This window comes from uncultured Limosilactobacillus sp. (assembly GCF_934202235.1).
In the GTDB taxonomy this organism is placed as follows: domain Bacteria; phylum Bacillota; class Bacilli; order Lactobacillales; family Lactobacillaceae; genus Limosilactobacillus.
The window spans coordinates 1-12,529 of record NZ_CAKPXS010000047.1; the positions used below are offsets into that span (position 1 = coordinate 1).

At 47.1% G+C, this 12,529-nt stretch carries 9 protein-coding genes and 1 tRNA gene; 7 read left to right on the top strand and 3 right to left on the bottom strand.

Annotation, left to right across the window (positions count from 1 at the left end):
• Positions 1-243 precede the first annotated feature (243 nt).
• Both lysS and Q0E49_RS06850 read right to left on the bottom strand, forming a co-directional pair.
• Positions 244-1,752: a lysine--tRNA ligase gene (gene lysS, locus Q0E49_RS06845; protein ID WP_295747369.1), complete on the bottom strand. Its 1,509-nt coding sequence runs from the start codon at positions 1,750-1,752 to the stop codon at positions 244-246.
• An 81-nt stretch (positions 1,753-1,833) separates the two neighbouring features.
• Positions 1,834-2,250: a hypothetical protein gene (locus Q0E49_RS06850; protein WP_295747371.1), complete on the bottom strand. Its 417-nt coding sequence runs from the start codon at positions 2,248-2,250 to the stop codon at positions 1,834-1,836.
• 799 nt (positions 2,251-3,049) lie between these two features.
• On the opposite strand from Q0E49_RS06850, the gene speC reads away from it, so the two are divergent.
• From speC to Q0E49_RS06885, 7 genes are all read left to right on the top strand, one after another.
• On the top strand, positions 3,050-5,233 hold the full coding sequence (gene speC / locus Q0E49_RS06855; protein ID WP_295747373.1) for an ornithine decarboxylase: 2,184 nt from the start codon (positions 3,050-3,052) through the stop codon (positions 5,231-5,233).
• 45 nt (positions 5,234-5,278) lie between these two features.
• Positions 5,279-6,598: a putrescine-ornithine antiporter gene (potE, locus tag Q0E49_RS06860; protein ID WP_295747375.1), complete on the top strand. Its 1,320-nt coding sequence runs from the start codon at positions 5,279-5,281 to the stop codon at positions 6,596-6,598.
• Between the two features lie 224 nt (positions 6,599-6,822).
• Positions 6,823-8,823, top strand: a complete 2,001-nt coding sequence (locus Q0E49_RS06865) for a DHH family phosphoesterase (RefSeq protein ID WP_295747385.1) — start codon at positions 6,823-6,825, stop codon at positions 8,821-8,823.
• 5 nt (positions 8,824-8,828) lie between these two features.
• Entirely contained in the window at positions 8,829-9,281 is a 453-nt protein-coding gene (rplI, locus tag Q0E49_RS06870) for a 50S ribosomal protein L9 (protein ID WP_295747377.1), read from the top strand.
• A 39-nt stretch (positions 9,282-9,320) separates the two neighbouring features.
• A complete protein-coding gene (gene dnaB / locus Q0E49_RS06875) occupies positions 9,321-10,721 on the top strand; it encodes a replicative DNA helicase (protein ID WP_295747379.1) in 1,401 nt (466 codons plus the stop codon).
• An 82-nt stretch (positions 10,722-10,803) separates the two neighbouring features.
• Positions 10,804-11,988: an MFS transporter gene (locus Q0E49_RS06880; protein WP_295747381.1), complete on the top strand. Its 1,185-nt coding sequence runs from the start codon at positions 10,804-10,806 to the stop codon at positions 11,986-11,988.
• 16 nt (positions 11,989-12,004) lie between these two features.
• Entirely contained in the window at positions 12,005-12,379 is a 375-nt protein-coding gene (locus Q0E49_RS06885; protein WP_295747383.1) for a DUF1304 domain-containing protein, read from the top strand.
• Positions 12,380-12,454: 75 nt separating this feature from the next.
• Here the strand turns inward: Q0E49_RS06885 and Q0E49_RS06890 are convergent.
• Positions 12,455-12,527, bottom strand: a tRNA-Lys gene (locus tag Q0E49_RS06890).
• Between the last annotated feature and the right edge of the window lie 2 nt (positions 12,528-12,529).

The following is a 12,529-nucleotide window of genomic DNA, read 5'->3' on the forward strand; positions in this document are numbered from 1 at the left end:
CGCCAAATGGCACAAAAAAAGAACCAGGCCGCTTAAGCCTGATTCTTACCCATCAACAGGATTTGACAAAGAGCCATAATTGATTGGTTATCCTCAACAACAAAGATTTTTGCCAAAGAGCGTCCTCCTCCCAAAGTTATTTGGTTTAATCATACAACACCTCACGCGGATTGATGATAATTTCCCAGAAATAAAAAAGCCCCAGCAATCCATTGCCAGGGCTTAGTTTTAAAAAGCGAAAGTTTAGTGTTGAGCGTTGTTATTATTCAGTGGACGCATCGTTGGGAAGAGAAGAACGTCACGAATTGAACGAGCGTTGGTCATCAGCATAACCAGACGGTCAATGCCGACACCCAGACCACCTGTAGGCGGCATCCCGTATTCGAGGGCTTCAACGAAGTCTTCGTCAATTGGTTCGTATTCGTCGTTACCTTGTTCGTGTTCCTTGGCCTGAGCTTCAAACCGTTGACGTTGGTCAATTGGGTCGTTCAGTTCAGTGAAGGCGTTAGCAAATTCGGAACCAACAATGTAAAGTTCAAACCGGTCAGTGAAGCGGTGGTCCTGACGGTTGATGTGAGCCAGTGGTGAAATTTCAACTGGGTGACCGTAGATAAAGACTGGTTGAGTCAGTTGGTCTTGAACCTTGTCTTCGAAGAAGGCGTTGATAATGTGACCAACCTTCCACCAACTCTCGTACTTGACACCGTGTTCATCGGCCAGTTGACGAGCTTGTTCGTCACTCATTGGCTTCCAGAAGTCAACACCGGTGTACTTCTTAACAGCGTCAACCATGTGCATCCGGGCGAATGGCTTGCTGAAGTCCAGTTCAGTTCCCTGGTAGTTGATCTTCATGTCAGGGTTCATTACGCGGGCAGCTGCCTTGAAGATCCCTTCGGTTTCACGCATAACGTCGTTGAAGTCGAAGTAAGCAGCATAAGTTTCCATCGTGTCAAATTCAGGGTTGTGACGTGTGTCCATCCCTTCGTTACGGAAGACACGGCCCAGTTCGTAAACCCGTTCGAAACCACCGACAATCAGACGCTTGAGCCGCAGTTCAGTAGCGATCCGCAGGAACATTTCAATGTTCAAGGCGTTGTGGTGGGTAGTGAATGGACGAGCATCGGCACCAGAAGCAACGTTTTCCAGAATTGGCGTTTCAACTTCAGTAAAGTCGTTGTCGTCCATGTAACGGCGGATAGCCTTAATAATTCGGGTCCGGTCGTGGAAACGCTTGAAGCTTTCAGGATTAGTAATCAGGTCCAGGTAACGTTGACGGTAAACCAGTTCAGGGTCTTGCAGACCGTGGTACTTGTCTGGCAGTGGGCGTAGCGCCTTCGTTAAGAAGGTCATCTGACGAGCACGGACAGTCAATTCACCAACGTTAGTCTTGATAACATCACCGGTAATTCCCCAGAAGTCACCAAGGTCTGAATCTTCAAATAACTTGTAAGTGTCGTCTCCGACAATATCTTGGCGAACATAGATTTGAATCTGACCACCGCGGTCTTGGATGTCCGCAAACCCTGCCTTACCACTGCCACGCTTACCAACCATCCGGCCGGCAATTGTAACTGTATTGTGTTCGTCTTCCAGGGTTGCTTCATCCAATTCACCGAATTCTTCGCGAATTTGACTAGAAATGTGAGTCCGTGGGAAACGTTGACCAAATGGGTCGATACCTTGTGCCCGCAGATCGTCCATCTTTTGACGACGGACACGCATTTGATCATTCATATGTTCTTCATTAGCCATTTATAAAATTCCTCCTATTTTGACAATGCAGCAGTTCGAAGCTCGACAGCCCGACTACGATAACGTTGTCATTTCGTCGCATCAAGCAGCTTCCACTAAACAAGGGGAAGCTGATAGTTCACAACCGAAATATGGAATGGTGAACGTCTTAACTTCTTGACGAGAATGCTTCGCTGCATTTTGTTCTTCTAACATTAATTGGTTACAACAACTACGCAGCGGTTTAGCAAACGCCGAGGTCACGGAGGAAGAGAACGTTAAGTTATTGCTAATGGTGAGGAGATAATTAGCAACTAGCGTCCGTCGTGGATGAAGAATATTCTCATAATGATTAAAAATTCTTCGTCGCTGGACAACTTGATTTCCGTCTTCCCGGTTTAACGTTCCGTGCTCATCAGCAGCCGACACTGCTGAGTCGCGGCGTAACGTGGAGTTATTAGCCCCCGCCATTGGCGTGACACCGACTCTAACAGGAAATAAGACATTGGTAATTGTCATTCCATATTCACCCCCTTTGCTTAAGTTGCCAAAATCATAGCACGATAACATTAGGAATAGCAACCCTTTGAAAGGGCTTTTTTAATTAAATTCTAATAAAAAGGGTTTACTTAGCCATTTTTCTGGTTTTTTCGGACAGCTGGACTAACCAATTTCCTAATATTATCTGTAAACAGAAGGCAAAAGTTCGTTATTTATCTAGCTGGCGGGAGAAATGAGGAGATGATGGCGAATAGAAAAACGCTTTATTTTTTCTTCTTTATTGGACAACGAAGAAGAAAATGAGAAAAAGTTTTTAAATATGATTAGTGTGAGGAAATAATGGTAAGCCAGCGGCTCCGGCCTATTTCTAATTAGAGAGTAAGTGCCCCCACCCGTAATTATGAGAAAAAGTTATCAGTATACGATTGTTAACAATTGATCAACAAGCGAAAGCGCATAAATTCCGATTGGAATGAAAACGATAAAAATGTTCATTCAGCATAAAAGCATAATTATTAAAAAGGTCTAACTTTACCTATTCTAATGACAATTATGGGTTTGAAATCTCCATAATTAAATGGTATTCTGGTGCTGTAGACGTTTACATCCTGGGTGTAAGTTATTGCAGTTTTCTGCAAACTACACGTTTCTGATTTGTGAGCAGAGGAAATTATCAAAGTATCAACATACTAACGAATAAATTTTGCAGAGTTTTTTTATTTAAGCAATTATTTTTCTACTTCGTTAGTCGGTGACGATCCGGTTGGTAATTTCTCAGCTCGCAATGAGTTGTTGTTTAATAGAAAGGATTTTTTACATGAAGTTATTAAGTATTGCGTGTTCAGGTGAGGAAGCACAAAAGTATTTTAAGACTTCTCGTGAAATCGTTGATGCTCGTAAAGACCAAGACTTCACGGATGTTGCGGCTGTCGTTTTAACTGAAGACGCCGTTGATTTGATTGATAAGGTTGATGAGACCTGCCTGGGTCTGCCAATCTTCTTAATCACTGATGATGCTGACAAGTTCCCACAGGAACTGCGTGAAAAGGTCTTCCACTTTATGGATGGAGACCCGAAGTACGCTAACATGTACACTGGGGAAATTGAAGCAGCTGCCAAGGAATACGAGGCAAAGATGATGCCACCATTCCTGGGAACTTTAATGAACTACGCTTCAGAAGGTCACCTGAGCTTTACTACGCCAGGTCACCACGCTGGTAAGCTGTTCTTACGTCACCCAGCTGGTCGTTGGCTTTACAATTTCTTTGGCGAAAACCTCTTCCGTGCTGACCTTAGTTCTTCAGACCCTGAAGTTGGGGACCTGCTGACTCACGGTGGTGCTGCACTGGCTGCTGAACGCCATGCCGCAAAGGTTTACAACGCTGACAAGACTTACTTCGTAATGAACGGGACGTCAACTGCCAACGCTATTGTTACTTCTGCTGCTATTGCACCAGGTGATCTGGTTCTGTTCGACCGGAACAACCACAAATCCAGTTACATTCACGCACTGGAAGATGCTGGTGGTATTCCGATCTACCTTGAAACTGAACGGAACCCATTCGGGTTTATCGGCGGGATTACCGACAAGGCCATGACTGAAGAACACATTCGCAAGCTGATTGCGAAGGTTGACCCAGAAAAGGCTAAGGAAGAACGCCCAATTCGTCTGGCTATTATTGAACTTGGTACCTATGACGGTAGCATTTACAATGCTCGTCAGGTCATCGACCGGATCGGTCACCTTTGTGACTACATCCAATTCGACTCTGCTTGGGTTGGTTACGAACAATTCATCCCAATGATGAAGGGTGGTTCACCATTACTACTCGATGACTTAGGTCCAGATGACCCAGGTATCTTTGTTACCCAGTCTGTTCACAAGCAGATGGGCGCTTTGTCACAAGGTTCTCAAATTCACAAGAAGGACCACCACATTAAGGGACAAAAGCGTTACATTACGCACAAGCGCTTTAACAACGCCTACATGAAGTTCACTTCGACCTCGCCATTCTACCCAATGTACGCATCCCTGGATGCTAACTCCTACATTATGGAAGGCAAGGCCGGTGAACGTATGTGGATCAATACTGTTAAATTAGGTATTGAAGCACGTAAGCGCCTGTTCAAGGAATCCAAGCTGTTCACTCCATTCGTTCCACCGATTGTTAACGGCAAGAAGTGGGAAGACGGCGACACTGATGAAATGGCCAACAACATTGACTACTTCAAGTTCCGCAAGGGTGAAAAGTGGCACCACTTTGATGGCTACGCAGACAACCAGTACTACGTTGACCCACTGAAGATCTTAATTGAAACTCCAGGGATTAACATGGAAACTGGTGACTACGAAGACTTCGGTGTTCCTGCCAACATTTTGGCTAACTTCCTTCGTGAACACGGGATCGTTCCGGAAAAGAGTGACTTGAACTCAATTGAATTCCTGCTCACTCCTGCTGAAACGAAGACGAAGGTTGACAACTTAGTAAACCAAATTCTTCGCTTCGAAAAGATGGTTGAAAACGATGTTGACCTGCAGGATGTACTGCCGGTAATCTACAATGAAAACATTGACCGTTACCGTGGATACACTATTCGTCAACTTTGCCAAGAAATGCATGACTTCTACAAGAAGAGCAACGCAAAGCTTTACCAAAAGCACCTCTTCCAGGAAGCTCACATGCCAGAACAGGCAATGACGCCATATGCCGCTGACAAGGAATTAATTCGCAACAATGCTGAATTAGTTCCGCTGGAAGACATTGTTGGTCGTGTTGCCCTTGAAGGTGGTCTTCCATACCCCCCTGGCATTCTGGTTATCGCCCCAGGTGAACGTTGGTCTGCAGAAGCTCAGAAGTACTTCTTGATTCTTCAAGACGGTATTAACAACTTCCCAGGATTTACTCCTGAAATTCAGGGTGTCTACAATGAACCTCAACCTGATGGAAAGGTTAAGGCTTACGGTTACGTACTTAAGGACGAATCAGTTCTTAACAAGTAAACGTCTACAAATAATCTATACATAGTTATTGGAGATCGATGTTATATGGCTGAAAATTCAAAAAAGATGAGTGTCACCCAGCTGACGATCATCACTGCTGTTAACATGATGGGTTCCGGTATCGTTATGCTGCCAAGTAAGCTGGCCTCAGTTGGTACCATGTCAATTTTGTCATGGTTAGTTACTCTGACTGGTGCTCTTTGCTTGGCCTACGGTTTCGCCCGTTGTGGTATGTTTAGTAAGAACACTAAGGAAGGTATGGGTGGCTATGCTGAATACTCGTTCGGTAAGGACGGGAACTTCATGGCTAACTTCACTTACGCCCTGTCACTGGTTATCGCTAACGTTGCTATCGGTGTTTCCGCCGTTGGTTACGGTTCAGTATTGCTGGACATCAAGCTGTCACCAGTTTCAACTGCGCTGTGGACAATTGCACTAATTATCATTACCACGGTTGCTAACTTCTGGGGTGCTTCTGTCACCGGGAAGATTGGTTCCATCACTGTTTGGGGTGTTATCCTCCCAGTTCTGTTTATTTCCGTTTTCGGTTGGTTCTGGTTCCACGGTCACCTTTACGCTTCAGCTTGGAACGTTCACGACGTTTCACTGTTCAAGGGTGTTTCCGCATCCATTCCGATTACTCTCTGGTCATTCCTGGGTCTGGAATCAGCATCTGCTAACTCTGATGCCGTTGAAAACCCACAGAAGAACGTGCCAATTGCCGTTTTAGTTGGTACTATTGCTGCCGGTGTTATCTACATCCTGTCAACTAACGTTATGCAGGGGATTGTTCCTAACGCCGCTATTGCAAAGTCAAACGCACCATTCGGTCTGGCATACGCAACGATGCTTGGCCCGGTTTGGGGTAAGATTTGTATGGCTTTGATGACTATCGCATGTATCGGTTCACTCCTTGGCTGGCAGTTTACTGTTGCCGAAGTATTCCGTTCATCAGCCGTTGCTGGTTACTTCCCGAAGGTATTTAACAAGGTTACTAAGCGGGAAGCCCCAGTTGTTGGGATGATCATCCTGATGGTTGTTCAGTGCCTGCTTTCACTGATGACGATTAGTCCAAACCTGAACGAACAGTTCAACAACCTGGTTAACTTGGCCGTTGTTACTAACTTGGTACCTTACGTTCTTTGTATGGCCGTTGCTAAGACCATCCAAATTGACGCTGGTGTCAAGGCAGGTGACCGTGGTTACACGATGACTAACGTTATTACTGTTATCGCTGGTATCTACAGTCTGTACTCCATGTACGCTTGTGGTAACTTAGCCCTGGCTATGGGTTCATTAGTTGCCTTTGCTGGCTGGACGATTTACGGTCTTATTTCATACAAGTTCGACTACAAGGCAATGTAATCAATACTTGGTGAATAACCAAAGAAGCCGTGGCTTAAACCACGGCTTCTTTTTTAATGAGGGCAAGGATAGGTGTTCTTTTGAGGATATCTTTTCTTGCCCGCTTTTTTAATGGGTAGGTGTGTTGTGGAAAGATGTGATATGATAAAAAAGACTATGACTATCTATCTGGGGGAGGGAGAATAGTGAAAAAACTTTTCGGCCACAATGATTGGCTTTTCTTCATGAAAGATAGCTCAATCCGGGCTAATGCCATTTTTATCTTGTCCCTGTCACTGATCAGTATCGTGGTCGGCTTTTGGGTTGACTGGGTAGTTGGCTTGATAATGGTTATCTTTGCACTGGTTGGCTGTTGGATCGCCTTACACCAACTATACCGGTTGCAAAATGATACCGAAGCATATATTAATGACCTGACTTACCAGGTTGAACGGGGTCAGCAGGAAGCACTCCTGGAAATGCCGATTGGGATGATCATGATGGATGATCACGATACCATTAAGTGGATCAACCCTTACATGTCGCATTATTTTAAGATGGAATTAGTGGTCGGGCGGCCGCTGGCAAAGGTTGATAGTAAGCTTGCTAAGTTGGTTGACGAGCACCGTCACGATAATGACAGTACGATTGTTTCCTGGAAACACCGTCGTTTTCAGTTCCTTATTCAGGACCGTTACCACGTTATTTATCTGATGGATGTGACGGAATTTGACAACATTAAGGCTCGTTATCGCAATGAACGGGTCTTTATTGGTGAAGTCTACCTGGATAACTACGTGGAGCTAGTGCAAGGGATGAGCGATTCGGATGCTTCCAACCTCCACAACTACGTTACTTCTGAACTTAGTAAGTGGGCTAAGGTTAACCACTTGATGCTCAAGGTAATCGACGATGATAACTATCTACTCGTTGGTTATCAGTATTCGCTGGATAGTTTGGAAAAGAAAAAGTTTAAGGTTCTTGACGTTATCCGCAACAACACCTCTAAGCAGAATTCGCCTGTGACACTCAGTGTCGGGATTTCCTATGGCGAAAATGACCTGACAAAGTTAGCTAACACCGCCCAGCATAACTTGGACCTCGCCCTCGGGCGTGGTGGTGACCAGGTGGTTGTCCGGTCTGAAAATGGCCAGGCCCGTTTCTACGGTGGGAAGACTAACCCGATGGAGAAACGGACACGGGTTCGTGCCCGGATGATTAGCCAGGCGATGCAGGAGTTGATGGCCCAGGCCGACCAAGTCTTTGTAATTGGCCATAAGAACCCCGATATGGATGCGATGGGTGCCTGTCTGGGGGTTCACCGGATTGCGGAAATGAACAACCACGAATGCTGGATTGTCCTGGATCAGGAACAGGTCCACTCTGATATTGCCCGATTGATGTTGGAAATCAACAAGTATCAGGATATTAGTGACCACATTATTACTCCTGAGGAGGCCGCAAAGAAGGCCACGAGCAAGAGTTTGTTGGTGATGGTTGACCACTCGAAACCAAGTATTTCGATTTCACCGGAACTATGTGAACAGCTGGCCAACCGGATTATGATCATTGACCACCACCGGCGGGGCGAAGAATTTCCGGAAAACCCGCTGCTGGTTTATATCGAACCATATGCTAGTTCGACCTGTGAGTTAATTACTGAAATGTTTGAGTACCAGCCACGGGAGAGTGAGTCATTAAACCGGCTGGAAGCGACCACCATGCTGACGGGGATCCAGGTTGATACTAAGTCCTTTACCCAGCAGGCGGGGACGCGGACGTTTGATGCTGCTAGCTATCTCCGGTCAGCTGGAGCGGACGGGCTGATGATTCAACGGTTTATGAAAGAAAACCCCGATAGTTTCCTTGATAGGAACCATTTGATCTCTACCGTCCAATTTATTAATGATAAAATGGCCTTGTGTGCCGGCGAAGATGACCAAACTTATGACCCGGTAACGGCAGCGCAAGCGGCTGATATGCTCTTGCAGATGTCTGGTGTCGACGCTTCATTTGTTATTACCCAGCGTGCTGACGGGGTTGTTGGTATTTCTGCCCGGTCAATGGGTGATTATAATGTCCAGCTGGTCATGGAAAAGATGGGCGGCGGGGGTCACCTTGCCAATGCCGCGACCCAGATCAAGGGTAAAAAGGTCAGTGAAGTGAAAAAGGAACTGATTGACCTGCTCAATGATAAGGGTGATGGTGAGTCAAGCAGCAAGGAAGCAAAAACTACTGAGGAGTGAAAGTAATGAAAGTTATTTTTATTAAAGACGTTCGTGGCCGTGGTAAGCGGGGCGAAATTAAAGAAGTTTCTGATGGTTACGCTGAAAACTTCCTCATTAAGCGGGGAATGGCCAAGCGGGCAACCAAGGCAGCGCTCGGCCAGCTCCGTGGTCAGCAACGGGCCGAAGAAAAACACGCGGCCGAAGAGTTAGCGGCAGCCAAGGCGATGAAGAAACGCCTAGAAGACGATAATACGGTTGTCGAGATGAGCGCCAAGGCCGGCGATGATGGGCGGATCTTTGGTTCGATTTCCAGCAAGCAGATCAAGACGGCCCTTGAAAAGCAATTTGGCCTGAAGATTGATAAGCGGAAGATTGAACTGGCTGCGCCAATTAAGGCCACGGGCTACGTCAGCGTGCCAATTCGACTCCACCGTGATGTTTCTGCTAACATCCGGGTCCACATCGCTGAAAAATAACCACAATATTTAACTTCTTAAGGAAAGGAGGGAACCAGCGTGGATAATGCACCAACGATGCAGCAGTTACCGCACGATACAGAAGCTGAGAAAGCCGTTCTCGGGGCGATTTTCTTGTCAAAGGAAGCTTTTGTCACGGTTGACGCGATAATCGATGCTGAAGACTTCTACGTTCGCTCACACCAGCTGATCTATCATGCCATGGTGGAGATCAATGACCGTGGGGAGCAGCGGATCGATGCGGTCACGATGAGAGACGAGCTGAACCGGGAAAACGAACTCGCCAATGCCGGTGGGGTTCAGTACATCGCCGAACTCGCTGGTTCCGTCCCAACAGCGGCCAACGTTGAGAACTATGCCAAAATTGTTCATGACAAGGCCATTATTCGGCGGCTGATCGACGTTAGCCAGAGCATTATCGATAAGAGTTATGCCGGCAATACGGCGGTTGACGACCTTGTAGATGATGCCGAACAGCAGGTCATGAATATCTCGGCCGGGGGCAGTAATAACGGCTTCCACAAGATTGAAGACGTGCTGGAAGAGTCGTTCAATAACATCATGGCCCTTTCCAAGAACGAAACCAAGGTGCCAGGGTTAGCAACAGGTTATCGTTACCTCGACCAAATTACGACGGGACTCCACGCTGGCGAACTAGTAATCATCGCGGCACGACCAGCGATGGGGAAGACGGCCTTTGCGCTGAACATCGCGCAAAACGTTGCTGTGCGAGTAGCTAATTCCACTGTCGCAATCTTTAGTCTAGAAATGAGTGCAGAATCACTGGTTAACCGGATGATCTGTGCAGAGGGCAGTATTGATGCCCAACACCTGCGGACAGGGAAACTGTCCAAGGATGAAACTAAAAGCCTGTTTAGTTCAATGGACACCTTGTCACGGGCCAATATCTTTATTGACGATACCGCCGGGATCAAGATTAGTGAAATCCGGGCTAAGAGTCGGCGGCTTGCTGAACGGAGCGGCTTGAGTTTGATCATCGTCGACTACCTGCAGCTGATTGATGGCGGTGGCAGTGCCGAAAACCGTCAGCAGGAAGTGTCGATGATTTCGCGGTCGTTAAAGAAATTAGCCAAGGAACTCAACGTCCCAGTGATCGCCCTCTCCCAGCTTTCACGGGGAGTTGAGCAGCGGCAAGATAAGCGCCCAATGATGTCTGACCTGCGTGAATCTGGATCAATTGAACAGGATGCCGATATCGTCAGTTTTCTTTACCGTGACGACTACTACGAGCGGGAAGAAAGCAATGACGAGGATGATGGTCCAGTCGAAGGTGATGACCAGCCAAGCACCAGTGAGATGGAAGTCATTATCGATAAAAACCGGAGCGGTCCCCGGGGAACCGTCAAGCTTCTCTTTAACAAGAGTTGCAACAAATTCATGGGGATCGATTACGGTCGTAGTCAGGAAGAAGAACAATAACAAGGTTTCTTGAATTACAGTGCGGGGAATTTTCCCAGTGCTGTTTTTTGGTGGGAACAAACTAACGGAAAGGAGCGAACGAATGAAAAACGAACTTAAATTGCGCTGGCTATTACTCGGCACATTTTTGGCCAGCGTTGGCAATAGTTTTGTCTGGCCGTTAACCACGGTCTACGTCCATACCCAGTTGCACCAGTCACTGACGATGTCGGGGATCGTCCTGCTCTTTTATTCCGGGACGAACGTTGTCGGCAGCTATATTGGCGGTCGCCTTTTTGACAAGCATGACCCGCAAAAATTGACCATGTTTAGCGTGATCGCAGAAATTGTGATGATGGGCTTATTAATGTGGCAGAACGGGTGGCCAGCATACCCGCTGTTATTACCGCTTGTTGGCTTTCTCAACGGCTGGCTGATGACGATGCTTAACTCCTACGGGACGCGGATTCACGCCCACGATGGCCGCTTTGTCTTCAATATGCTCTACTTTGCTAATAACTTTGGGATGATGATTGGGACGGCAGTTGTTGGGCCGATGTATCAAGCGACCCATAACCAGGTAGCGCCGCTTTTCGCGGTCACTGGCGTCATGTATCTTTTCTTTTTATTTGTCGTCTGGCGTTGTTACCGGACCAAGTTTGCTGGCCCCAAGCGGCAGAAACTGCACAAGGCGAAGGGGGAGAAGCTACCATCACCGAATTTGGCAATTATTTGGACGTTCTTCATTGGGATTGCGATTATCTGGGTAGTTTACAACCAGTGGTCCAGTAACATGTCTGTTTACATGACGGGCAAGGGTATTTCACTAAGTCTCTACAGTTTGTTGTGGACGATTAATGGTCTCTTGATTGTGACCTTCCAGCTGGCATTAAGCTGGTTGAACCGGATCTTCCGCAACCCGTACCATCTGGTTTATTTTGGGTTGCTGACCTTCGCCCTTTCGTTCTCAATTCTCTTGTTTGCCCGGACCTACTTCTGGTTCGTGGTCGCCATGGTGGTCTTAACCCTCGGGGAAGCGACGGCCTTTCCGACGATTCCATCGATTATTAATGAACTGACCCCCTTGGCGGAAAAGGGAAAGTACCAGGGGCTCTTTAACGGCTGGTCGTCAGCCGGCAAGGCAGTGGGACCTCTCTTTGGTGGACTGGTAATTGGTGCTGCTTCTTACCGGATTCTCTTCATTGTCTGCCTAGTCCTGGCAATGGCGGTCGAAGTAGCGGTGGTCTTTATTAGTCACGCGACCCGGAAGAAGACAACCCGGTTCTAGTGAAAGGAGTAGTTGGATGAAAGTACTGAGTCTTATCCTGGTGAATCTAGTTGCAGCTGAGGCCTTTTTTATCATGGTCTTGGAGATGTTTTTAACCCAGACCAAATTAGCCCGTGACGCCTTTGATCTGTCGGCTGAGTACCTAGCACAAAAAGAAACCAGGGTCAGCATGGCTAACCAAGGGCTCTATAACGGCTTTCTCGGCGTCGGGATTGTGGTCGCAGAATTGATGTTAAGCGGTGTTCCACAGGTCATCGTCCTGTATTTATTTGTCGGCTTTGTCCTGGTGGCAGCGGTCTTTGGTGCCCTGACTGCCAACAAGAAAATCTTGCTGACCCAGGGGTTGCCAGCCCTGCTCGCACTCCTAGCGTTAATTATCGCCAACCATTAAGAAAGAAAAACAGCGGTTAGTCGGCCGCTGTTTTTTGGTACAAAAAAACCGCCACTTTCCAGTGACGGTAAGTAATGGGCAGTCAGGGGATCGAACCCTGGACCCACGGATTAAGAGTCCGTTGCTCTGCCAGCTGAGCTAACTGCCCAT

Excerpts from the sequence above, each read along its gene's own strand:
- Q0E49_RS06850 (WP_295747371.1), bottom strand. The coding sequence starts at position 2,250 with ATGACAATTACCAATGTCTTATTTCCTGTTAGAGTCGGTGTCACGCCA.
- rplI (WP_295747377.1), top strand. The coding sequence starts at position 8,829 with ATGAAAGTTATTTTTATTAAAGACGTTCGTGGCCGTGGTAAGCGGGGC.
- Q0E49_RS06885 (WP_295747383.1), top strand. The coding sequence starts at position 12,005 with ATGAAAGTACTGAGTCTTATCCTGGTGAATCTAGTTGCAGCTGAGGCC.
- speC (WP_295747373.1), top strand. The coding sequence starts at position 3,050 with ATGAAGTTATTAAGTATTGCGTGTTCAGGTGAGGAAGCACAAAAGTAT.
- Q0E49_RS06865 (WP_295747385.1), top strand. The coding sequence starts at position 6,823 with ATGAAAGATAGCTCAATCCGGGCTAATGCCATTTTTATCTTGTCCCTG.
- Q0E49_RS06880 (WP_295747381.1), top strand. The coding sequence starts at position 10,804 with ATGAAAAACGAACTTAAATTGCGCTGGCTATTACTCGGCACATTTTTG.
- lysS (WP_295747369.1), bottom strand. The coding sequence starts at position 1,752 with ATGGCTAATGAAGAACATATGAATGATCAAATGCGTGTCCGTCGTCAA.
- potE (WP_295747375.1), top strand. The coding sequence starts at position 5,279 with ATGGCTGAAAATTCAAAAAAGATGAGTGTCACCCAGCTGACGATCATC.